The sequence below is a fragment of the Cellulomonas sp. P4_H12 genome, assembly GCF_056400905.1.
In genome coordinates, this window is the sequence record NZ_JBFUKJ010000022.1 from 106,642 (window position 1) to 128,878 (window position 22,237).

Genomic DNA, 22,237 nt, shown 5'->3' on the forward strand with positions numbered 1-22,237 from the left:
TGTCCGTCCATGGCGCGCCGCGACACCCTCGCTCCGGTCGAGCTCGTCGAGGACGACGAGCTCGACCGGCAGGAGTCGATCGCGCCGGCCCGTCGCCGCCGCGGCCGCTGGTGGGTGCTCCTCGTGCCGGTCGTCGTCGTCGGCCTCGCGTTCGCGGGCCAGCAGCTGATCGACGCGCGGTCGCGGGCGGCCGACGCCCGCATCGCGGCGCTGCCCGGGGCCATCCCCCGGGTCGGCAAGAGCCTCGACGTGCTCTGGCAGACGGGCGCCGAGGACGCGCCGCTCGCGTGGGGGACCTCCGCGGTGGACGGTGCCCTCCACGGCGTCGTCGTGGGCCCGGACGGCTCCCTGCGCTACACCGCGCTGGACGTCGCCACGGGGACGCACCCCTGGTCGACGACCCTGCGCGGGCCGGACCCCGCGCTGACCGACCCGCTGAACAGCACGACGACCATGTGCGTGCCCGAGGACGACCGTGCCGTCTGCCTGGTCACGGACGGGTACAGCCGGTCCTCGGACGACGGCACGGATGCGGGCATACCCGCCACGCAGGCGCACGTCGTCGTCCTGGACCTCGCCGACGGGAGCGTCCTGGCCGACCATCCGTCGCCCCCGGTGAGCTCGCTGGCGGTCCGGCCCGGGCTMGTGGCGACCGCCGTCGTCGACGACCAGCGGCACMTGGTGGTCGTCGCCACCGACCCGATGACGGGTGCAGAGCTCTGGCGGTTCCGCGACCCCGAGCCCGTGCGCGGTCTCGTCGACCAGTACACCGCCAGCATCTGGTCGGCGGGCGACCTGGTCGTGCTGTTCAACCGCCCCAGCGGGCCCCTGGTGCTCGACGCGTCCGGCCAGGTCGTCGAGCCGGAGCGGGACACCGACAGCTGGGGCTCGACCGACGCGGGCTGGCTCACCTGGACGCGCCGGAACCCCGACGGCCCGGACCCACGGGTGCGGGTCATGCGCCCGGGTCAGGCACCCCTCGACGTCTTCGGTGACCTGCTGACCCGCTCCGTGGACGACGGGAGCGTGCCCGGCCTCGAGGTCTCGTCGGGCCTGCGGACGTACGGCTGGGACTCCCGGACGGGCAAGCAGCTGTGGCAGGCCCACGTCTCCGCGGCCAAGGGCTGGCGGATCTCGACGATGATCCTCGAGGGCCGCGTGTACCTGACCACGACCACGGACGTCGTGGCGCTGGACGGCCGCGACGGCTCCGTCGTGTGGAGCACGCCGCGGCCGAGCGGGATCGTCGCCGGCGACCTGCTCACCGACGGCACCCACCTCTACCTTGTGGACCAGCCGATGGACCCCAGCGGCACCGGCGACCTGCTGGTGCTCGACCGGCACGACGGCACGGCGCTGCGCCGTGTGCCGTTCCCCGCCGGCATCGCGTCGGTCAGCGCCCTGGGCGGCAGGCTGGTGGCCGGCGACGAGCACGGCATCACCGGCGTCGGCTGAGAGCCCCCGTCACCGGCGGGCGTCGACCACCAGCCCGTCGGGCCCGCGGTCGACCACCACGGTGTCCCCGTCGTGGACCTCGCCGGCCAGCAGCAGCCGCGCCAGCCGGTCGCCGATCTCCCGCTGCACCAGCCGGCGCAACGGCCGGGCACCGTAGGCGGGGTCGTAGCCCTCGAGCGCGAGCCACTCGCGGGCCGCGGGCGAGACCTCCAGCGTCAGCCGACGATCCGCCAGGCGCCGAGCGAGCAGCGCCACCTGCAGCTCGACGATGTGCCCGATCTCGTCGAGCGACAGCGGGTCGAACAGCACCACGTCGTCGAGCCGGTTGAGGAACTCCGGCTTGAACGAGGTGCGCACCGCGGACATCACGGCGTCGCGCTTCTCGTCGTCGGACAGCAGCGGGTCCACCAGGAACTGCGAGCCCAGGTTGGAGGTCAGCACGAGGATCACGTTGCGGAAGTCGACCGTCCGGCCCTGACCGTCGGTGAGCCGACCGTCGTCGAGCACCTGCAGCAGCACGTCGAACACCTCGGGGTGCGCCTTCTCGACCTCGTCGAGCAGCACCACGGAGTAGGGCCGACGACGGACGGCCTCGGTCAGCTGCCCGCCCTCCTCGTACCCGACGTACCCCGGAGGAGCGCCGACGAGCCGGGCCACCGAGTGCTTCTCGGCGTACTCGGACATGTCGATCCGCACCATGGCGCGCTCGTCGTCGAAGAGGAAGTCCGCGAGCGCCTTCGCCAGCTCGGTCTTGCCGACGCCGGTGGGCCCGAGGAACAGGAAGCTGCCGGTGGGCCGGTCGGGGTCGGACACGCCCGCGCGGGCGCGCCGGACGGCGTCGGAGACCGCGGCCACGGCCGGGCGCTGACCGATGAGCCGCTCGCCGAGCACCTCCTCCATGCGCAGCAGCTTGGCGGTCTCGCCCTCGAGCAGGCGGCCGGCGGGGATGCCGGTCCACTGCGCGACCACCTCGGCGACCTCGTCGGGACCGACCTTGTCGGCGATCATCGGCGGGCCGTCGGGGGCGGCGTCCACCGCCTCCTCGTCGGCCTCCGCCGCCGAGATCTGCTCCTGCAGCGTCGGGATCTCGCCGTACAGGATGCGTGCGGCCTTCTCGAGGTCGCCCTCGCGCTGCAGGCGCTCGGCGTCGCTGCGCAGCTCGTCGAGCCGGGCCTTGAGGTCGCCGACCAGGTTGTGCCCGGCCTTCTCCTTCTCCCACCGGGCCGTGAGCGACGCGAGGTCCTCCCGCCGGTCGGCCAGGTCCTTGCGCAGGCGCTCCAGGCGGTCCTTCGACGCGGGGTCGTCGGACTCGGAGAGCACGACCTCCTCCATCTCGAGACGCGTGACGGCGCGCTGCAGCTCGTCGATCTCGATGGGCGACGAGTCGAGCTCCATGCGCAGGCGGGACGCCGCCTCGTCGACCAGGTCGATGGCCTTGTCGGGCAGCTGCCGGCCGCTGATGTACCGGTCGGAGAGGGTCGCGGCGGCCACCAGCGCGGAGTCGGCGATGGTCACCTTGTGGTGGGCCTCGTACCGCTCCTTGAGCCCGCGCAGGATGGCGACGGTGTCCTCCACGGACGGCTCGCCGACGAACACCTGCTGGAACCGGCGCTCGAGCGCGGGGTCCTTCTCGATGCGCTCGCGGTACTCGTCGAGCGTGGTGGCGCCCACCAGGCGCAGCTCGCCGCGGGCGAGCATGGGCTTGAGCATGTTGCCCGCGTCCATGGCTCCCTCGCCGCCGGCACCCGCGCCGACGACCGTGTGCAGCTCGTCGATGAACGTGACGACCTCGCCGTTGGACCCGGTGATCTCGGCCAGCACGGCCTTGAGGCGCTCCTCGAACTCGCCGCGGTACTTGGCGCCGGCCACCATCGCGGCCAGGTCGAGCGCGACCAGCTTCTTGCCGCGCAGCGACTCGGGCACGTCGCCGGCGACGATGCGCTGCGCGAGGCCCTCGACGACGGCGGTCTTGCCCACGCCGGGCTCGCCGATCAGGACGGGGTTGTTCTTGGTGCGCCGGGAGAGCACCTGGACCACGCGACGGATCTCGGCGTCGCGGCCGATGACCGGGTCGAGCTTGCCCTCGCGCGCCCGCTGCGTCAGGTCGAGCCCGTACTGCTCGAGCGCCTTGTAGGTGCCCTCGGGGTTGGGGCTGGTCACCCGGGCGGAGCCGCGGACGGCCGGCAGGGCGGCCGCGAGCGCGTCGCGGGACGCACCCTGGGCGCGCAGGGCGTCGGCCACCCCGGACTGGCCCGCGGCGAGGCCGAGCAGCAGGTGCTCGGTCGAGACGTAGTCGTCGCCGAGCGAGCGGGCCTCGGACGAGGACGCCTCGAGGGCGGTCGAGAGGGCGCGCGACGCGCTCGGCTGGGCCACCGCGGCACCGCTGGCGGTGGGCAGGCTGACGAGCATGCCGCGCACGGTGCGGCCCAGGGCGCTGCGGTCGGCTCCGACCGCGTCGAGCAGCCCGTTGGCGACGCCGCCCTCCTGCTGCAGCAGGGCGTTGAGCAGGTGCGCGGGCTCGAGCTGCGGGTTGTCGGCGGCCGACGCCTGCTGGATGGCGTCGCCCAGGGCCTCCTGGGACCGGGTGGTGAACTTGGCGTCCACATGACCTCCTGTGTGTGTCGTGTCTGCTGTTCGCAACGACCGGCAGAGTTGAGTCTATTCCGCTCAACTCTGTTCGGCTCGGTTCGTCGCTCCCCGACGCCGCGCCCGTGGCACGATCACGCCATGAGCGACGACGTCCCCGACGTGCTGGGCCCCGGCTGGACCTCTCGGAACCTCCCGCTGCGGCCCGACGGCCGCACCCCGGACCCCGTCGCCACGCTGGTCCACCGCACCGGGTCGCCCAGCCGGCGCGCGCTCCTGTACGTGCACGGGTTCGTCGACTACTTCTTCCACACCGGCTTCGGCGACGCCCTCGCCGCGCACGGCTACGACGTCTACGCCMTCGACCTGCGCGACTACGGCCGCTCCATCCGCGAGGGCCGCCCCGCCAACCACGTCACCGACCTGGGCGCGTTCGCCGAGGAGATCGACGCCGCGATCCGCATCATCCGCCAGGACCACGACGAGGTCGTCCTGCTCGGCCACTCGATGGGCGGGCTGGTCACCTCGTTGTGGGCGGACTCCCGACGCGGCGAGGGGCTGATCGACGCCCTCGTGCTCAACAGCCCGTGGCTCGACCTGCGCGGATCCTGGTTCGAGCGCACGGTCTTCACGACGGTGCTGGACGGCGTGGGCAGGGTCGCCCCGGACCTCGTCGTCGGCAAAGTCGCGCCGCACTACGGTCGCGCGCTGCACGAGGCCACCGGCGGGGAGTGGTCGTACGACCTCGCATGGAAGCCGCACGAGGGCTTCCCGGCCCGCGCAGGCTTCGCGCGGACCGTCCGCCGTGGGCACAAGCGGGTGGCCGCGGGGCTCGCGATCGACGTCCCGGTGCTGGTGCTGGCGTCGGACGCCTCCGGACCCGACGACGTCGTCCACGACGCGCTGATCACCACCGACTCGGTGCTCGACGTGGCGGACATGAAGCGCCTGGCGCCGAACCTCGGTCCGGACGTGACCTTCGTCGAGGTCCCGGGAGGAGCCCACGACCTCGCGCTGTCGCCGCTGCCCGCACGCGAGACCTACGTCGCCGCGGTGCTCGCGTTCCTCGACGCCCGGCTCCCGTGACGTCCCGGGTCGAGCGCTGGCGGCTGCGCGGCCTGCGGATCGCGGCACGGCTCCGGCTGACGCCGCTCGGCGGGTTGGTCGAGCGGGGGTACACCGGCTTCGTCGCCATCGAGCCGTTCGACCGCGCCATGACGCTCGCCGCGCAGGCCTTCGTCTCGATCGTGCCCATGATGATCGTGATGGCGGCCCTCCGCCCCAACCACGACGGCTTCGGCTCGTTCATGGCGGACACCCTCGGCCTCACCGAGGAGACGCGCGAGGCCCTCGCCGGCAGCGTGAGCACCAGCGCGAGCCTGGGGGGCAGCATCGGGATCCTGGGCCTCCTGGTCGCCCTCATCAGCGCGACGTCGTACTCCCGAGCCCTCGAGCGCATGTACGCGAAGGTCTGGCAGGTCAGGCGGCCCGGGCTGCGGTCGGCGTGGCGGTGGCTGACCACGGTGCTCGCCGTGGTCCTCGCCATCGGCCTGATCGAGGTCACGCGGGAGGCGACCGAGGGGGTGCCGCTGCCCGCTCTCTGGGATTTCGTCGTCCGGGTGGTCGTGTGGGCCGTCGTCTGGACGTACGTCCCCTGGGCGCTGCTGCACGCCCAGGTCCCCGTCCGCGTCCTCGCGTTCACCGGCGGGGTGACCGCCCTCCTGCTCGGCCTGCTCAGCCTGGCCGGCCAGCTCTACCTGCCCATCGTCCTGGTCTCGGGCACCCGGCAGTTCGGCGTGCTGGGCCTCGTGTTCGCGTACATCGGGTGGTTGTTCGTGCTGAGCTTCGCGCTCGTGCTGGCCTGCGTCATCGGCCAGGCGTGCGCACAGGATGAGGGCGTCCTCGGACGGGTGATCCGGGGACGCGACGACTCGGTGACCTGGCAGACCGTCTGACCGCCTCAGGCGGGCGGCCGCTCCGCGACCGGGTCCAGCAGCGGCGGGCGGTTGGTCACCAGCAACCACGCCGCGAGCGTGGCCAGCAGCATCGGGATGAGCAGCGACACCTGCGGCACCACGGCGATCGCCATGAAGAGGCTCAGCCAGCCGTTGCGCGTGGCGGCCACGATGATCCCCACGACGGCCGCCGCGATCGCCAGCGCGAGGGGGACGCCGTCCCACACGGCGTGGATCGCGAAGCCGAGGGCCACCCCGACGAACAGGGTGGGGAAGATGCGCCCGCCGCGGAACCCCGACGTGGCGGCGACCAGCATGGCGAGCAGCTTGATCCCGGCCAGGGCCAGGAACCCCGCACCGGTGGTCGTCGCCGCGAGCCCGGGCAGCTCCTGCATCTGCGTCAGGCCCTTGAACAGGGTCACCTCGCCGCCGAGGGCGCCCAGGAGCCCGAGCAGCAGGCCGCCGACCGTGAGCATGAGCACGGGGTGCCCGATCCGCAGGAACGCGCGGTGCAGCGGCACGAAGAGATACACGGCGACCAGCCCGACGGCCGCGGCTCCGAGGGCGATCAGCACCGCGAGCCCCAGGTCCTTGAGGCCGGCGTACGAGTAGGCGGGCGCCGCGACGGCCAGGTCCAGGGACTCCAGCTGCAGCATCGTCAGGGTTCCCGCGGTCGCCGCCACCAGCGGGGCGAACAGCCGGTCCCACAGCGGGATCCGCCGGTCGCCCGCGTCCAGCTCGGAGAACAGCAGCGCCGCCGCGACGGGCGTCCCGAACATCGCGCCGATGGTGCCCGCGACCGCCATAGCAAGCCAGATCGGCGCGTTGACCTTGGGCAGGAACCGCATCCCCAGCGCCACCGCGAGCCCCACGTTGATGCCGATGATGGGGTTCTCTGGGCCGAGGCTCACTCCGCCGGCGAGCATGAGCACCAGCGCGAGGGCCAGCCCGGGCAGCACCCGGAGCGGTAGCGGCTCGGCCACCAGCTCGAGGGTCGCGGGGTCGGGTCCGGCATGGCCGGGGGCGTACCTGACGACGAGCCCGATCGCGAGACCCGTCGCCGTGAGCATGCCGATGATCCACACCGCGGAGTCGGACGGCACACCGACGGCCGCGCTCAGGTCGTCCCAGAGCCAGCCCTCCAGCAGGTTGGCCAGCTTGCTCAGCCCGTAGAGCGTGAGGGCGGAGCCGATGCCGACGACCACGGCGGGGACGGCGAGCTTGAGCAGGTTGCCGACCGGGACGCGGAACGGCGCCTCGGCAGCGATCGGCTCCGTCATGTCGGTGCTCCTTCGTCGGCGGTCGGGAGGGGCTGGCGGTGGGCGTCGACCCACGCCTGGCCGCGGGCTATGGCGTCGGCGACGGAGGAGAACACCTCGTCGTCGGCGGGCAGGACCGCATCGGGATCGAGCGCGTCGAGCAGGCCGCTGCGCCGGGCCACCACGAGGAACTCGGGCGAGACGCCGCAGAGCAGCAGCAGGTTGTCGCGCGCCCGCAGCCGCTCGGCCAGCGCGTCGATGGCCTTGACGAAGGTCGCCGACGGGACGTCGGGCAGCGTGCGCAGGCTCAGCACGAGCGCCGAGCCGCGCGTCCTCGACGTGTCCGGCCAGGTCTCGTTGATCCGGGCCACCTCCGCGAAGAAGCCGGCACCCGCGTAGTGCAGCACCACGACGGAGTGCGACGCGAGCTCGGCGGGCGGCTCGACGACCGCCCACCGACCGTCGCCCCGCTGCTCGAGCGCCTGCAGTCGCCCGGCCCGCGAGGCCGAGACCGCGTACAGCACCAGCGACAGGCCGGCGCCGATGAAGATCGCCTGCTGGAGCGGCAGCTGGGTGGTCGCGAGGAAGGTCGCCACCATCGCGGCCGTGGACCACCACGACGTCCGGACCACGAGCACGATGTCGGCCCAGCGGCCCTGCACCAGCTCGACGCCGATGACGATCAGCAGGCCGCCGATGACCGCCATCGGGATCGTCTCGGCGTACGGGCCGACGAGGAGGACGACGAGCGCGAGCCAGAGCCCCGCGAACACGCCTGACCACCGCGTCCGCGAGCCCGCGCTGGTGCCGACGCCGGTGCGGGACAGCGAGCCGCCCGTCGGGAGCGCCGAGAAGAGCCCGCCCGCGACGTTCGCCATGCCCTGCGCGACGAAGTCCCGCGAGGCGTTCGGGCGCGACCCGTCGGGGTTGGGCACGGCGGCACCGATCCCGGCGGCCTGCGCCAGCGCGACGAGCGCCACGGCCACGGCCCCCAGCGCGAGGCTCGGCACCGCGGACAGGTCCGGCAGGGAGAACGGCGGCAGGCTGCGCGGGATGGACGCGATCGAGCCGACGTCCTCGACGTCGATCCCCGCCACGACCACGAAGACCCACACGACGACGAGCGCGACGAGGGTCGCCAGCGAGCGCAACGGCTTCACCAGCCGCGCGAGCGCCCACACCACGATCGTGGCGCCCGCGACGGCGACGGTCGCGAGGTCCCAGGACCCGACGTGCGCGAGCGCCTCGACGATCTTGCCCACGGTGTTGTGCTCGTCCGGCCTGTAGCCCGTGGCGTCGCCCAGCTCGCCCGCGATGATCTGCACCGCGATCCCGGTGGTGAACCCGGTCATCACGGCGGTCGACACGAACTGCATGACCGACCCGAGCTTGAGCAGCCCGAGGGCGAGCATGACGACGCCGACCAGCAGCGTCAGGGTCGCGAGGGCACCGGGGTCGTGCGGGTCCAGCCCGGCGCCGGCGAGCACGCTGGCCGACGAGAGCGCGATCGCGCTGGTCAGCGTGGTGACCATGAGGACGGTGCGGGCGAAGAGGGACCCGACGATCGTCGGCACCACGCCGGAGTACAGACCCACCACCGGGTTGAAGCCGCCGATGTTCGCGTACGCCATCCCCTCGGGGATGCTGAACAGCCCGGTGGCCAGGCCCGAGGTGACGTCCTTGCCGGTCGGCCTGCCCCACCCCGACGCAGCGCCGCTCACAACGACGGGTCCTGCGGCTCGGACAAGGAGAGCATCGCGCCGACGACGGCCGGGGTCCGGGCGATCCGACGCTCGAGCGACGCGAGCACGTGCGACGCGTCGTCCTCCGCCATGTTGCCCGTGAGGTCGACCGCGCCCGTCAGGTAGACCTGGCGGGCGCCCACGTACTCGAGCCGCAGCTCGGTGACGCGCTCGACCTCCGGCAGCTCGAGCAGCGCCTGCACCGCCGCGGCCTGCAAGCGGGGGTCGACCACCTGCCCCACGAGGAAGCGGCGGTTGCGGTCGATGAGGACGATCGCCACGACGCCCAGCAGCACGCCGACCAGGATCGAGCCGATCGCGTCGGGCACCGGCGAGCCCGTCGCCTGGTGCAGGCCGATCCCGGCGGCGGCGATGAGGATCCCGACGAGCGCCGCCGCGTCCTCGAAGAACACGGCCCGGACCGTCGGGTCGGACGTCTGCAGGATGTGCGCGACGACGTCCTTGTCCTGCTGCTCCGCCCCCCGCTTCGCCTGCCGGGAGGCCTGGAAGAACGAGACGCCCTCCAGGACGAACGAGACGGCGAGCACGACGTAGGCGACGCCGAAGTCACTGGCCGGCTCGGGGTGCGACAGCTCCTGGATCCCGTGCGTGATCGAGACGCCCGCACCGACGGCGAACAGGCCGATGGCGGCGAACAGCGACCAGACGTAGACCTCGCGGCCGTGCCCGAGCGGGTGCGTGGGGTCGGCCGGCTTGGACGCGCGGCGCTGCGCGATGAGCAGGAACACCTCGTTGCCGGTGTCCGCCCAGGAGTGCGCCGCCTCCGCGAGCATGGAGGCCGACGCCGTGATCATGGCGGCCGCCGTCTTCGCGACGGCGATCAGCAGGTTGGCGCCGAACGCGACGATCACGGTCAGCGCGCTCTCGCCGCCCTCGGGCGGGGCGGACCCGCCCGCGACGTCGACGGCCGGCTCGCTCTCGTCGAGGGGTGCGTCGGCCATGAGACGTGAGTAGCACACGGGCTTGCCCGATGTCTCCCGTTGCGCGGCATCTGCGCTGGTCGGGCACGTGGTGGCGCCCGGACGGGCCGGGGTGTTGGCTGGGCACCATGACGACCCATCGCGACGCCTGGCCCACCGGCACCCCGGCCTGGGCGGACATCACGGTCCCCGACCTCGCCGCCGCCCGCGCGTTCTACGGGCCCCTGTTCGGCTGGGAGTTCGAGGTGGGCGGCCCGGAGCTGGGCGGCTACACGCAGGCGTTCGTGGACGGGAAGCGGGTGGTCGGGCTCGGCGAGCCGATGGGCACGGAGCCCGCGCCGCCGCCGGCCTGGTGCGTGTACCTCGCCGCCGACGACCTCGGGGCGACCGCGGCCCGTATCGCGGAGGCGGGCGGGCAGGAGATCGTGCCGGCGATGCCGATCATGGACTTCGGCACCATGGCGATCTTCGTCGACACCGCCGGCGCCGTCTTCGGCGTCTGGCAGCCCGGCTCGCACACCGGCTGGGACGTGATCGAGGAGCCGGGCTCCGTCGTCTGGTCCGAGGTCATGGTCCACGACCAGCCGGGCGCGCTCGCGTTCTACCAGCGGGTGTTCGGGTACTCGGTCGAGGACCTGAGCGCGCCCGGGTTCGAGTACGCCTCGGTGTCCCTGGGCGGCTCGCCCCTGGCGGGCGTCGGCGGCTACGGCGCGCAGGCGGGCATCGACGCCCCCGCCGCGTGGACCCTGTACTTCGCGGTCACCGACACCGACGCCTCGGCCGCGAAGGTCACCGAGCTCGGCGGGACCGTCGTGAGCCCGCCCACCGACACCCCGTTCGGGCGGATGGCGATCGCGGCCGGCCCGTTCGGTGAGGTCTTCGCGCTCATGGGACCGGTCGTCGGCGACTGACGTCCGGCCACCTAGGCTGGTCGATCATGAGCCTCCCGTCCGACGCGTTCCGGCACGTCGCCTCGCGGCCCCACGAGCCGTTGCGCACGTTCCACCCGCGCCGCGCGCCCCTCGGGCCGGAGCGCGAGGAGGCGTTGCGCGTGCTCTGGCCACGGTTCGGGTTCTCCGTGCACGACGCCCGCTCCCCGATGCCCCACCGGGCGGACGGAGCGCTCGACACCGCGGCCCTCTTCGGCCGGACCGCGCCGCTGGTCCTCGAGATCGGCTCCGGCATGGGCGAGACGACCGCCGCCATGGCCGCCGCGGACCCCGCACGCGACTACCTCGCGGTCGAGGCCCACCTGCCGGGTGTCGCCCACCTGCTCGGCCTGCTCGACCGCGCCGGCCCGACCAACGTCCGGATCGCGCACGGCGACGCCCTCGACCTGGTGCGGACGTCCGTGCCGGTCGGCTCGCTCGACGCGGTGCACGTGTTCTTCCCCGACCCGTGGCCCAAGGCCCGGCACCACAAGCGCCGCCTGGTGCAGCCGTCCCACGTCGCCCTGCTGCGCTCGCGGCTGCGCGTCGGTGGGACCCTGCACTGCGCGACCGACTGGGTCGACTACGCCGACGCCATGCTCGAGGCGCTCAAGGCCGACCCCGGGCTGGAGAACACCGTCGACGGGTTCGCGCCGCGGCCGGCGCACCGACCGGTCACCAAGTTCGAGCAGCGCGGCCTGGACCTGGGCCACGAGGTCCGCGATCTCGTCTTCCGGAGGGTCCGATGAGCGAGCCGGAGCCGGCGCGCCCGGGTCCGCGGGTGTTCCGGGTCGCGCTCGTCCCCGGCGTGAACCCCGACCGGTGGCTGCGCGTCTGGGCGGAGCGGCTCCGGACGGTGCCCGTCGAGCTGGTGCACGCCGAGCCGGCCGACGCCGCCGACCTCCTGCGCTCCGGCGCCGCCGACGTCGCGCTGCTCCGCCTCCCGGCCACCGGCGACGACCTGTCGGTGATGACCCTCTACACGGAGGCGACCGTCGTCGTCGTGCCCAAGGACCACCTGGTCACCGTGGTCGACGAGATCGACACGGCGGACCTGGCGGACGAGACGCTCGTCGTCCCCCTCGACGACACGCTGGGCTGGACGGACCCGCCCGGCACGCCGTTCGCCGGCGACCCCGTCCCCACCACGTCCGACGCCGTCGACCTCGTGGCCGCGGGCATCGGCGTGCTGGTGCTGCCGCAGTCCCTCGGCCGCCTGCACCAGCGCCGCGGGCTCACCGCACGCGTGGTGCGCGACGCCCCCGGGTCGGCCGTGGGCCTCGCGTGGGTCACCGACCGGTACGACGAGTTCACCGAGGAGTTCATCGGCATCGTGCGCGGCCGGACCGCGACGTCCAGCCGCGGCATCGGGGCACCGGCCCCGACACCGGCCGCGAAGGCCGCGCGACCGAAGACCCCGACGCAGGGCAAGGGCGCGGCCGGCCGCTCGTCGACGACCAAGGGCAAGCCCCGCAAGCCGCGCCCGGGGCGCTGAACCCGGCTCAGCCCTCGCGGGCCGCCGCGGCCTTGCGGTCCGCCTCGCGCGACTCCTGCAGGCGCTCCTCGAGGCGCACCTGCGCGGCGATCTCCCGCTCCCGCACCAGCCAGTTGGGCGGGTCGGCCTGGAGCGCCTCGATCTCCGCGGTGGTGAGCGCCTCGGTGACCCCGCCCCGCGCCAGGCCGCTGATCGAGATGCGCAGCCGGCCCGCGACCACGCTGCGCGGGTGCGGTCCGTCCCGGCGCAGGTCGACCAGCCACTGCGGCGGCGTCCGCTGCAGCTCGCTCAGCTCGTCGCGGGTGATCATCCGGTTCTGGAAGTCCTCCGGAGTCGCCGGCAGGTACACKTCGAGCTTGGCGGCGGCGGTCKACGCCTTCATCTCCTGGGACTTCTTCGCGGGTGTCACCCGCCAAGGGTAGGCCCGACGCCCACCGCCACCCACAACGTCCGAGGAAGTGCGCGCGAGGGCAGCCACTTCCTCGGACGCTGCGGACTAACGCTCCGTGCTCATGGTCGCGGCGACCTTGCGTTCCGCTGCGGGCGGGAGCGCTGCGCGCCCCCACCCTCCGCTGCACTCCAGGTCACCGCTCGGGCGGGACGGGGTGGGTGTGCCAGATGCGGTCGATGTAGTCGCGCATGCTGCGGTCGGAGGAGAAGAACCCCGACCGGGCGACGTTGAGCACGGCCGACCGCGTCCACGCCTCGGTGTCGGCGTACGCCGCGTCCACGCGCTCCTGGGCGTCGATGTACGCCTGGTAGTCCGCGAGCACGAGGAACCGGTCCTCCGACAGCAGGTTGGACACGATGGGCTCGAAGGTCGTGCGGTCGCCGCCCGAGAAGGCGCCCGACGCGATGAGGTCGAGCGCGTGCCGCAGCGAGCGGTTCTTCTCGTAGTAGGACGTCGGGTGGTAGCCGGCGTCGACGATCTCGGCGACCTCGGGCTCCAGCAGGCCGAACAGGAAGAAGTTGTCGTCGCCGACCAGCTCGCGGATCTCGACGTTCGCGCCGTCGTCGGTGCCGATGGTCAGGGCACCGTTGAGCGCGAACTTCATGTTGCCCGTGCCGGACGCCTCCTTGCCGGCGAGCGAGATCTGCTCGGACAGGTCGGCCGCCGGGATGAGCTTCTCCGCCAGCGTGACGTTGTAGTTGGCGGGGAACGCCACGGTGAGCCGGCCCTGCAGCGCGGGGTCGGCGTTGATCGTGCGCCCGACGGCGTTGATCAGGCCGATCGTCTGCTTGGCCATCTTGTAGCCGGGGGCCGCCTTGGCGCCGAACGCGAAGGTGCGGGGCGTGACGTCCTCGATCCGGATCGCGCCGGACGTCACGCGGTCGTACAGCGTGACCACGTGCAGCAGCTTGAGCGTCTGGCGCTTGTACTCGTGCAGCCGCTTGACCATGACGTCGAGCATCGTGTCGGGGTCGATCACGATGCCGTCGCGCGCGGCGAGCACGTCGACCAGCCGCAGCTTGTTGGCGCGCTTGACCTCGCGGAACGCCTGCCGGAACTCGGCGTCGTCCGCGAGCGGCTCCAGCTCCTTGAGGCGGTCGAGGTCGGTGACCCAGCCGTCCCCGACGGCCGCGGTGATGAGCTCGGAGAGCCCCGGGTTGGCCAGGCGGACGAACCGGCGCGGAGTGACGCCGTTGGTCACGTTGGTGAACTTGTCCGGGTAGTGGTCGGAGAAGTCGTGGAGCACCTTGTCCTTGAGCAGCTGCGAGTGCAGCGCCGCGACGCCGTTGACCTTCGAGCCGGCGACGGTGGCCAGGTACGCCATCCGCACGGCGCGCTCCGGGTACTCGGCGATGATCGACATGCGGCGGACGCGCAGCTCGTCTTCGGGGTACGTGATGCGCAGCTCCGCCATGAAGACCTCGTTGATCTTGTAGATGATCTCGAGGTGGCGCGGCAGGAGCTTGCCCAGCAGGTCGACGGACCACACCTCGAGCGCCTCGGGCAGCAGGGTGTGGCAGGTGTAGGCGAAGCACTTCTGGGTGACCGCCCAGGCGTCCTCCCACTCCCACTTGCGCTCGTCCACCAGGATCCGCATCAGCTCGGGGATCGCGATGACAGGGTGGGTGTCGTTGAGCTGGAAGATGATGCGGTCGGGCAGGTTGTGCAGGTCGAAGTCCGGCGGCAGCACCTGGTCGATGAAGTCGCGGATCGAGCACGCGACGAAGAAGTACTGCTGCTGCAGCCGCAGCTCCTTGCCCTGCGGCGTGGAGTCCTCGGGGTAGAGGACCTTGGAGATGTTCTCCGCGAAGGTCTGCGCGCGGACCGCCTGCGCGTAGTCGCCGGCGTTGAAGATCTCGAGGTCGAAGGCCCGGGTGGCGCGCGCGCTCCAGAGGCGCAGCGTGTTGACGCGACCGTTCTCGTAGCCGGGGACCATGTAGTTGTACGGCACGCCGAGCACGCTCCAGCCCGGCACCCACCGCGAGCGCTCGACGCCCTCGTCGTCGTAGTGCTCGGTGTGGCCGCCGAAGTCCACCGTGACGGCGGACTCGGGGTGCGGGAACTCCCATGGCGAGCCGAGGGCCAGCCAGTTGTCGGGCTTCTCCACCTGCCAGCCGTCGACGAAGGTCTGGCGGAAGATGCCGTACTCGTAGCGGATGCCGTAGCCGATGCACGGCACGTTCATGGTCGCCAGCGAGTCGATGAAGCACGCCGCGAGCCGGCCGAGGCCGCCGTTGCCCAGCCCGGGCTCGACCTCCGCCTCGCGCAGCTCCGCGAGGTCGATGCCGAGCGACGCCAGGCCGTCCTCGACGACCCCTTCGAGGTCCGACGCCAGCAGCGCGTTGTCCAGCTGCCGGCCGAGCAGGAACTCCGCCGACAGGTACGCCACGGACTTCGCCTGGATGTCGAACTGCCGCCGCAGCGTCGCGATCCACCGCACCATCAGGTAGTGCCGGACGGTGCGCGCCATGGCGAGGTACTTGTCGTTCACGGACGCCTTGGTCAGGTCGGTGCCCTGGCCGAAGTTGAGCTCCCGCAGGAACTCCCGGACGAATCCCTCCACGGTGTGCTCAGGGGTGGCGATGGGTGTCGTGTTCTCCGTCACCCGTGCCACGGTAGCGGGCGTCCCGGGCATGTTCGACGGGATGCGACCACTCGTAACAAAGGGACTGGTCACAGGGCTCGCGGGGATACCGCTGCGGAGCGTGGATCCCTAGGGTGGCCTCAGGGCCGGACATCCTCCAGGCCTGTCGCCGACGAAGGAGCGGGTGCACCGATGGTCGTCTTCCTCATCCGGGCGTTCATCTTCCTGGCGTCGGCGGCCCTCGGGCTGTGGATCGCCTCGCTGATCGTCGACGGGTTCACGGTGACGGCGGAGGGCTTCCTCATCGTCGTCGTGGTCTTCGCGGTCCTGCAGAGCATCCTCACGCCGTGGTTCCTCGTCATGTCCCGCAAGTACGCGAACGCGCTCACGGGCGCGGTCGGGCTGGTCTCGACGATCGCGGCGCTGTTCGTCGCCACCCTGATCGGCGACGGACTGACCATCAGCGGCGCGACCGCGTGGATCCTCGGCTCGTTCATCGTCTGGATCGTGACGATGCTCGGCACGCTGCTGCTCCCGCTGATCCTGTTGCGCAACCGCGTGGAGAAGAAGAACGCCACCGCCTGACGCTCAGCTCGTCGGCTTTACCAGCGGGAACAGGATCGTGTCCCGGATGCTCAGGCCGGTGAGGTTCATGACCAGTCGGTCGATGCCCATGCCCATGCCCCCGGTCGGCGGCATCGCGTACTCCAGGGCCGCGAGGAAGTCCTCGTCCACCTGCATGGCCTCCGGGTTGCCCGCGGCGGCCAGCAGCGACTGGGCGACCAACCGCCGGCGCTGGTCCAGCGGGTCCACCAGCTCGGAGTAGGCGGTGCCCTGCTCCGCGGCGAAGATCACGAGGTCCCACTTCTCGGCCAGCCGCGGGTCGACGCGGTGCTCGCGGGTCAGCGGCGAGTTCTCCTTGGGGAAGTCGGTGTAGAAGACCGGGGTCGTCGTGGTGCTCTCGCAGAGCTCGCCGTAGATCTCCTCGAGCACCACGGCCCAGCTCGCGTCCGGCTCGAGCTCGAGCCCGATCGCCTCGGCGTGCCGGTTCAGGACCTCGAGCGGCGTGTCGGCCGTGATCTCGTCGCCGAGCTTCTCCGAGACGGCCTGGCAGACGGTCTTCACCGGCCAGGTGCCCGAGAGGTCGAACTCGGTGACGGTGCCGTCCTGGTCGGTCCGGCGCGCGACCGGTGAGCCGTACACGGCGGTCGCGGCCTCCTGGATGAGCTCCTGCGTGAGCACGCGCATCGTGTCGTAGTCGCCGTACGTCTCGTACAGCTCGAGCGACGTGAACTCGGGGTTGTGCTTGAAGTCGACGCCCTCGTTGCGGAACTGGCGGCCGATCTCGAACACCTTCTCCATGCCACCGACCACCAGCCGCTTGAGGTGCAGCTCGGTCGCGATCCGCAGGTAGAGGTCCATGTCGTAGGCGTTGATGTGCGTCTCGAACGGTCGTGCGTTCGCCCCGCCGTGGACCACCTGGAGCATCGGCGTCTCGACCTCGGTGAAGCCGCGGGCGTGCAGGGAGTCCCGGACGCTGCGCACGACCGTCGCGCGGGTGTAGGCGATGTCGCGTGCGGCCGGGCGGACGATCAGGTCCACGTACCGGGCACGGATGCGCGCCTCGGGGTCGACGAGCCCGTGGTGCTTGTCGGGCAGCGGGCGCAGCGCCTTGCTGGTGATCTGCAGCGACGTGGCCCGCACGGAGAGCTCTCCGCGGCGCGTGGTGACCACCTCGCCGGTGACGCCGACGTGGTCGCCCAGGTCGATGTCGTGGCGCCACAGGTCGAGGTCCTCCGGTCCGACGACGTCCGCGCCGACCATGACCTGCAGGTCGCCGCTGCCGTCGCGCAGGGTGCCGAAGCCCAGCTTCCCGCCGTCGCGCTTGCGGATCAGGCGCCCGGTCACCGAGACGGTCCGCCCGGTGGCGGTGTCGGGCGGCAGGTCGCCGACCTCGGCGCGCACGGCGGCGAGCGTGTGCGTGCGGGGGTACGTGACCGGGTACGGGTCGATGCCGCGGGCGCGCAGGCGGTCGACCTTGGCGCGCCGGACGCGCTGCTGCTCGGGGAGCCGGTGGGCGGACATGGCCTGCTCGACGGCGTCGGGAGCCTGCGGGATCTGCGCCTCGACGGCGGCCGCGTAGTCCTCCCCGGCGCGGTCCAGCGCGTCGGTGGACGTCCCTCGACGGTTCAGCAGGCGCAGCGACGGGCGCGTGAGGAAGCCCTCGGCGCTGCCCGCGGCCGTGCCGACGCGCGGCAGGTCGGAGGTGTACTCGAAGCAGATGAACCGCGGCTGCCACTCGGGCTGGTACTTCGCGTTCGAGCGGTAGAGCGACTCGAGCTGCCAGTTGCGGCTGGCGAGCACCAGCGACTGGCGCCACAGGCGTGCGATCGGCCCCGCGCCCACCTCGGCGCCGCGCTCGAACGCCTCGCGGAACATCGCGAAGTTGAGGGACACCCGGCCCGCGCCGAACGCCGTCGCCCGCTCGGCCAGCGACGCCACCATGAGCTCGACCAGCCCGTTGTCCGCGGTGGGGTCCCGCCGCATGAGGTCCAGCGAGACGCCCGTGCGCCCCCACGGGACGAAGCTGAGGAACCCGCGCAGCTGCCCGGCCTCGTCGAACGCCTCCACCAGCACGCAGTCGCCGTCGAGCCGGTCTCCGAGGCGGCCGAGGGCCATCGAGAAGCCCCGCTCGTCGCCGCCGTCCCCGCGCCACTGCGCCGCCGCGGCGTCGAGCGCCGCGAACTGGTCCGCGTCGAGCTGCTCGTGCGTGGAGACCCGGGTGGTGTAGCCGCGCCGCTGGAGCCGGGTGACCGACTGCCGCACCGCCTTCATGCCCGGGCCGGTCAGGGAGAACGTGGACATGTCGAGGATGGCCTCGTCGCCGATCTCCCACGCCGTCAGCCCGGCTTGCGTGTAGGCGAGCGCGCCGGCCGTGCCCGCGCCCATCACGGCCAGCGACCACCCGTTGGTCCGCGCCTGCCGGCGCCACTCGTCGATCGCCGCCGCCCAGTGCTGCGGGTCGCCGACGGGGTTCCCGCTGGCGAGGCTGACCGAGCCGACGACCCGGTACGACACCCCGGCGCGCGCCGTCGCGGCCTGCCCCGACTCCCACACCACGGACTTGTCGCGCCGGGTGGCGAAGTACCCGAGCGAGTCCTCGGCGCCGAACTCCCGCAGCAGGGTGCGCACGCGCGCCTCGTCCGTCGCGTCCAGCGTGTGCGTGTACGCCGGCGAGCGGAAGAGCAGGACGGTCGAGCCGACGACGGTCGCCGCGGCGAGCAGGTTGATCACGGCGTGCACCCACAGCGGCGCCGTCGCGATGCTCGCGTCGTCCACCTCGCCGATGTCGCCGAGCATGCTGTCCCAGACGAACTGGGCGGACGAGCCCGCGGTGGTCGCCTCCCCGAAGCGCGAGACCAGCCACGACCCCACGACGAGCACCACGACGCCGCCCACGACGAACAGGGCGAGCGCGCGCAGGAAGCTCCCCCGGACGGCCTTGGCACCGAACTGCCGCCGCGCGCGCAGCAGCACGACGAAGACCACGGAGATCAGCACGAAGCCGACGAGGTTGATCGGCGAGCCGCCGTCGACGACCCGCAGGATCCGGTCGAGCTGCGGAAGGACCACCCACCAGATGACGAGGACCCACCAGGCCGCGCGCATCCGGCGGTGCAGCGCGATGCCGACGCTGGCCAGCTGCGCCGCGTAGACGAGGTTCGGGATGATCGGCATCGTGAGCATCGACACGACGTCGTCCTCGCGGGCGAAGTACTGCCGCCACGGCGGGATTGCGGCGCTCACCAGCACGAAGCCGCTGGCCAGGAACATCACCGCCGCGAACCGGTCCGGCCACCGGTCGTCGAGGCGGTCGCTGCCGCCCACCGTCGGGCGGCGGTCCGGCGGAGTGGTGACCGCGGCGGCCTCCCCGGCTGTCGTGGTCGCGACGTCGGCCATGTGCTCCCCCGCTGGTCCCGGCTCGCTGGGCGAGCTCATTTCTGGAACCTAGTGGGATTCGCGTCCGATCGGGGCGATCCGGGACCCCGTTCCTCTGCCGCGCCGGGATGCCCGTGGGTACTGTCGCGCCATGGCCCGCGGCATGCTCGAGGTCGAGCTCGTCGGTGCGGAGGACGACGCGCCGGCGACCGTCGCGCCGCGCCGGCTCCCTCGGCGGTGGCTGGTCGGTGGCGCCGTGCTGGCTGCCGCGGCGCTCGGGCTGACCCAGTGGATCGGGCTGACGCGCGAGAGGGCCGAGCTGGCGCGGCTGGCGGCGGTCCCCGGCGTGCTCGCGCTCGTCGACCCCACGCTGGTAGTGGCACGCCGGGTGCCCCCGCGCGACCTCGGCGAGCTGTACGGCTCGGGTGCGTGGTCGCTCGTCGTCGGCGGCGACGGCGCGCAGACCCTCACCTGGGACGGGTGGACCACCGAGCTGGCCGGGCCCGACAAAGCCCTCGCCGACTCCGACGGACAGGTGATGGGCGGCAGCACCTGCCGGCCGGACGTGGCGCCCGACGCCGATCCCAGCACGGCCAGCCGCGTCGTGTGCCTGGTGACCGACGGCGGCATGATCTTCGACGGCGCGGGCGGCGTGGCGACCGTCCCCGCCACCACCCGCCGCGTCGTCGTGCTGTCCGCCGCCGACGGCAGCCGGATCGCGCAGTGGCCCGTCGACCGCGGCGCGACGCTCGAGCTGTTCGCGGGCGCCGTCGTGCTCGGCTCCGCGACCGCGCAGGACATCACCGTCGCGGCCTACGGCCTGCTGACCGGTGAGCAGCGCTGGACGCACGTCGATCCCTGGCCGGACGACCTCGACCACTCGGCGCAGGACCAGACGGCCGTCAGCGTGTTCCGCGCGGGCGACCTGCTCGCCTACTCGCCGCCCGGCCGGTCGCTGGTCCTGCTCTCCGCGGACGGCACCGTCGTGCGCCACCTGGACGAGGTGGGGACCGGCGGCTGGGGCTGGAACAACGACCCGAGCTCGGGCCGGCTCGTGATGCAGACGCAGGACGCGACGGGCTCGTCGCTGACGCGGTTCGTCGCGGCGGACGGCGACCCCGGCTCCGACGTGACCGTGGACGGATGGCCGCTGGAGATGTCGGTCGACGACGGCAGCGTGCCCGGCCTGCTCCTCACGTCGGACGGCACCGTTCGCGCGTGGGACGCGGGCACCGGCGCGGCCCGGTGGTCGCACGACGTCACGATCGTGTCGAGCGTCGTCGTCCTGCGGGGACGCGTGTACCTCGCGACGAGCCGTGACGTCCTCGCGCTCGACGGACGGACGGGCCGGCTGCTGTGGACGACCGCCCGGCAGACCGGCCTGCTGCCGCGCAGTCTCCTCACCGACGGACGGCACATCCTGGTCGGCTTCGACGCCGCCTCGTCGGCGGGCCCGCCCCCGCTCGTCGCCTACGACCCGGCCACCGGTCACGAGGACTTCCGTGCGTCGTACCCGGACGGGGTCACGGACATCACCTCGATCCGCGGCCGGCTCGTCGGCCACGACGCGGCGACCGACGAGTACCTGGTGCTCGAGTGACCGTCGGTCCGCGGCCCGTGGCCGTCCGCGTCGTGGTCGTGTGGGCGGCGGTGCTCGCCGCGGGCCTGGTCGGCGGGGCCGTCGCCGTCGTGGCCCACGAGCTCGTGCCGGTCACCTCCTGGGAGAACAACTTCGTCGACCGCGGCGTGCTCGCCGTCGCCGAGCTCCTCGTCGCGATGGCGCTGATGCTCGGGTTCGGGGCGCGGGCGCTGTGGCGTGCCGGCCGTACGGTGCTCGTCTCGTCGCCCTTCGTCCTCCTCCTGCTGGCCGCCGTCTGGGGCGCGGTCGACTCGCTCGTCGAGCGCTCCGCGGGTTCCGCGATGGTGGCCGCGGCGTGCCTCGCCGCGGGCGGCGTCCCGCTGCTCCTCCTGCGGTCGGCACCCGCCCGCGCGTGGGTCGCCTCGATGCCGCGGCCACCGCGGGACCCGCGCGCGACGCGACTCGCGGCCGACTGGCAGGCCCGTCTCAGCCCGGCGGCGGCGCGGCTCCTGCTGATCGTGCAGCTCGCGCGACTCACTGCCTGGCTGTCGTTCGTCGTGCTCTTCGTGTCCTGGGTCTTCGGGGCCGTCGACGGCCCGACCACCGGCTGGGTCCTGGCGGCCGTAGGCGCGTCGGGCTTCGTGGCCTCGATCGTCGTGTGGCGACGATCCATGCGTGCCGCGCGGGACGACCTCGCCGCGCGGCACGGACTGCCGCCGGGCTCGTGCCGGTGGGTCGAGTTCGGCGACCTGGTGGTCTTCGACGCGACCCTCGCCCGCGCCGTGCGGACGCACGGCCCGCCGACCGGTCGACCGTCAGCGCTCGTCGCGCCGCTGGACCCATGACGTCTCCGCGGACCCCACCGAGTCACCGATCGACCGCGGGGGTTGGGTGTGCCGCTCCAGACCGCACCGCCGGCACCGCCAGGTCGGGTGCTCCGCGGTCGACGCGCGGGTGAGCACGAACCGGTGGTCGACCGGCAGCTCGCAGATCCACCACGTGTGGCCGGGCGGAGGCCCGGAGGCGGTCCGGTCGCGCACGGCGGCCACCAGGGTGCCGGCTTCGACCACCGCCAGCACCGCGCACACCATGACCATGAGGGCGAGGCCGATGCCGAACCCGCCGCTGCCCATCTCGAGGATGAGGCCCACGGCCGCGCCGACCAGGAGCACGACCACGGCCGTCCGGACGATCAGCCGTCGTCGTCGCACGGCGCGCCTCTCTCGTCGCCCTGCGGCGACCTCGGGCCCCCTTCGGCCCACTGTCCTCCTCGGCAGGGACCCCGGGGAAGGGCGCGCACCCTCCCGGAACGAGAGAAGCGG

17 protein-coding genes are annotated in these 22,237 nt (G+C 73.0%); 9 read left to right on the forward strand and 8 right to left on the reverse strand.

Features of this window, described 5'->3' with window-relative positions:
- Nucleotides 1-9: 9 nt before the first annotated feature.
- Complete coding sequence (locus AC1DQC_RS13845) at nucleotides 10-1,455, forward strand: outer membrane protein assembly factor BamB family protein (protein WP_477051824.1); 1,446 nt, start codon at nucleotides 10-12, stop codon at nucleotides 1,453-1,455.
- 9 nt (nucleotides 1,456-1,464) lie between these two features.
- Here AC1DQC_RS13845 and clpB read toward each other — a convergent pair whose 3' ends face one another.
- Nucleotides 1,465-4,059, reverse strand: coding sequence for an ATP-dependent chaperone ClpB (clpB, locus tag AC1DQC_RS13850; protein ID WP_477051825.1), 2,595 nt, complete (start codon nucleotides 4,057-4,059; stop codon nucleotides 1,465-1,467).
- A 123-nt stretch (nucleotides 4,060-4,182) separates the two neighbouring features.
- Between clpB and AC1DQC_RS13855 the strand changes: the two genes are divergently transcribed.
- Entirely contained in the window at nucleotides 4,183-5,127 is a 945-nt protein-coding gene (locus AC1DQC_RS13855; protein WP_477051826.1) for an alpha/beta hydrolase, read from the forward strand.
- Nucleotides 5,124-5,996, forward strand: a complete 873-nt coding sequence (locus tag AC1DQC_RS13860; RefSeq protein WP_477051827.1) for a YhjD/YihY/BrkB family envelope integrity protein — start codon at nucleotides 5,124-5,126, stop codon at nucleotides 5,994-5,996. The genes AC1DQC_RS13855 and AC1DQC_RS13860 overlap by 4 nt, the downstream gene beginning before the upstream one ends.
- A gap of 5 nt (nucleotides 5,997-6,001) precedes the next feature.
- On the opposite strand, the gene AC1DQC_RS13865 is transcribed toward AC1DQC_RS13860, so the two are convergent.
- The 3 genes from AC1DQC_RS13865 to AC1DQC_RS13875 are packed head-to-tail and all read right to left on the reverse strand — an operon-like array spanning nucleotide 6,002 to nucleotide 9,959.
- Nucleotides 6,002-7,276 (reverse strand): ion channel protein, encoded by a 1,275-nt coding sequence (locus tag AC1DQC_RS13865; RefSeq protein ID WP_477051828.1) that lies wholly within the window; start codon nucleotides 7,274-7,276, stop codon nucleotides 6,002-6,004.
- A complete protein-coding gene (locus tag AC1DQC_RS13870; protein WP_477051829.1) occupies nucleotides 7,273-8,976 on the reverse strand; it encodes a SulP family inorganic anion transporter in 1,704 nt (567 codons plus the stop codon). Before AC1DQC_RS13870 ends, AC1DQC_RS13865 begins: the two co-directional genes overlap by 4 nt.
- Nucleotides 8,973-9,959 carry a cation diffusion facilitator family transporter gene (locus AC1DQC_RS13875; RefSeq protein ID WP_477051830.1) on the reverse strand — a complete coding sequence of 329 codons (987 nt, stop codon included), beginning with the start codon at nucleotides 9,957-9,959 and terminating at the stop codon, nucleotides 8,973-8,975. The genes AC1DQC_RS13870 and AC1DQC_RS13875 overlap by 4 nt, the downstream gene beginning before the upstream one ends.
- A gap of 107 nt (nucleotides 9,960-10,066) precedes the next feature.
- Between AC1DQC_RS13875 and AC1DQC_RS13880 the strand changes: the two genes are divergently transcribed.
- Genes AC1DQC_RS13880 through AC1DQC_RS13890 form a run of 3 tightly spaced genes read left to right on the forward strand, consistent with a single transcriptional unit; the run spans nucleotide 10,067 to nucleotide 12,362 of the window.
- Complete coding sequence (locus AC1DQC_RS13880) at nucleotides 10,067-10,849, forward strand: VOC family protein (RefSeq protein WP_477051831.1); 783 nt, start codon at nucleotides 10,067-10,069, stop codon at nucleotides 10,847-10,849.
- 26 nt (nucleotides 10,850-10,875) lie between these two features.
- Nucleotides 10,876-11,616 carry a tRNA (guanosine(46)-N7)-methyltransferase TrmB gene (gene trmB, locus AC1DQC_RS13885; protein WP_477051832.1) on the forward strand — a complete coding sequence of 247 codons (741 nt, stop codon included), beginning with the start codon at nucleotides 10,876-10,878 and terminating at the stop codon, nucleotides 11,614-11,616.
- Nucleotides 11,613-12,362, forward strand: coding sequence for a LysR substrate-binding domain-containing protein (locus AC1DQC_RS13890; RefSeq protein ID WP_477051833.1), 750 nt, complete (start codon nucleotides 11,613-11,615; stop codon nucleotides 12,360-12,362). The genes trmB and AC1DQC_RS13890 overlap by 4 nt, the downstream gene beginning before the upstream one ends.
- Before the next feature lie 7 nt (nucleotides 12,363-12,369).
- On the opposite strand, the gene AC1DQC_RS13895 is transcribed toward AC1DQC_RS13890, so the two are convergent.
- Nucleotides 12,370-12,744, reverse strand: a complete 375-nt coding sequence (locus tag AC1DQC_RS13895) for a DUF5997 family protein (RefSeq protein WP_477051842.1) — start codon at nucleotides 12,742-12,744, stop codon at nucleotides 12,370-12,372.
- Between the two features lie 202 nt (nucleotides 12,745-12,946).
- The gene (locus tag AC1DQC_RS13900) at nucleotides 12,947-15,448 is read right to left on the reverse strand and encodes a glycogen/starch/alpha-glucan phosphorylase (RefSeq protein WP_477051834.1); all 2,502 of its coding nucleotides are present in this window, start codon (nucleotides 15,446-15,448) and stop codon (nucleotides 12,947-12,949) included.
- A 141-nt stretch (nucleotides 15,449-15,589) separates the two neighbouring features.
- On the opposite strand from AC1DQC_RS13900, the gene AC1DQC_RS13905 reads away from it, so the two are divergent.
- Entirely contained in the window at nucleotides 15,590-15,982 is a 393-nt protein-coding gene (locus AC1DQC_RS13905; protein ID WP_477051835.1) for a phage holin family protein, read from the forward strand.
- Between the two features lie 3 nt (nucleotides 15,983-15,985).
- Here the strand turns inward: AC1DQC_RS13905 and lysX are convergent, their stop codons facing one another.
- Nucleotides 15,986-19,396: a bifunctional lysylphosphatidylglycerol synthetase/lysine--tRNA ligase LysX gene (gene lysX / locus AC1DQC_RS13910; RefSeq protein WP_477051836.1), complete on the reverse strand. Its 3,411-nt coding sequence runs from the start codon at nucleotides 19,394-19,396 to the stop codon at nucleotides 15,986-15,988.
- A gap of 91 nt (nucleotides 19,397-19,487) precedes the next feature.
- Between lysX and AC1DQC_RS13915 the strand changes: the two genes are divergently transcribed.
- Both AC1DQC_RS13915 and AC1DQC_RS13920 read left to right on the forward strand, forming a co-directional pair.
- The gene (locus tag AC1DQC_RS13915) at nucleotides 19,488-20,936 is read left to right on the forward strand and encodes an outer membrane protein assembly factor BamB family protein (RefSeq protein ID WP_477051837.1); all 1,449 of its coding nucleotides are present in this window, start codon (nucleotides 19,488-19,490) and stop codon (nucleotides 20,934-20,936) included.
- A complete protein-coding gene (locus AC1DQC_RS13920) occupies nucleotides 20,933-21,760 on the forward strand; it encodes a hypothetical protein (protein WP_477051838.1) in 828 nt (275 codons plus the stop codon). Before AC1DQC_RS13915 ends, AC1DQC_RS13920 begins: the two co-directional genes overlap by 4 nt.
- On the opposite strand, the gene AC1DQC_RS13925 is transcribed toward AC1DQC_RS13920, so the two are convergent.
- Complete coding sequence (locus tag AC1DQC_RS13925) at nucleotides 21,731-22,126, reverse strand: hypothetical protein (RefSeq protein ID WP_477051839.1); 396 nt, start codon at nucleotides 22,124-22,126, stop codon at nucleotides 21,731-21,733. The genes AC1DQC_RS13920 and AC1DQC_RS13925 overlap by 30 nt on opposite strands.
- Nucleotides 22,127-22,237 lie beyond the last annotated feature (111 nt).

Coding starts and splice junctions, on each gene's coding strand:
- AC1DQC_RS13865 (WP_477051828.1), bottom strand. CDS start 7,276: ATGACGGAGCCGATCGCTGCCGAGGCGCCGTTCCGCGTCCCGGTCGGC.
- AC1DQC_RS13875 (WP_477051830.1), bottom strand. CDS start 9,959: ATGGCCGACGCACCCCTCGACGAGAGCGAGCCGGCCGTCGACGTCGCG.
- AC1DQC_RS13880 (WP_477051831.1), top strand. CDS start 10,067: ATGACGACCCATCGCGACGCCTGGCCCACCGGCACCCCGGCCTGGGCG.
- trmB (WP_477051832.1), top strand. CDS start 10,876: ATGAGCCTCCCGTCCGACGCGTTCCGGCACGTCGCCTCGCGGCCCCAC.
- AC1DQC_RS13890 (WP_477051833.1), top strand. CDS start 11,613: ATGAGCGAGCCGGAGCCGGCGCGCCCGGGTCCGCGGGTGTTCCGGGTC.
- AC1DQC_RS13900 (WP_477051834.1), bottom strand. CDS start 15,448: ATGCCCGGGACGCCCGCTACCGTGGCACGGGTGACGGAGAACACGACA.
- AC1DQC_RS13905 (WP_477051835.1), top strand. CDS start 15,590: ATGGTCGTCTTCCTCATCCGGGCGTTCATCTTCCTGGCGTCGGCGGCC.
- lysX (WP_477051836.1), bottom strand. CDS start 19,396: ATGAGCTCGCCCAGCGAGCCGGGACCAGCGGGGGAGCACATGGCCGAC.
- AC1DQC_RS13915 (WP_477051837.1), top strand. CDS start 19,488: ATGGCCCGCGGCATGCTCGAGGTCGAGCTCGTCGGTGCGGAGGACGAC.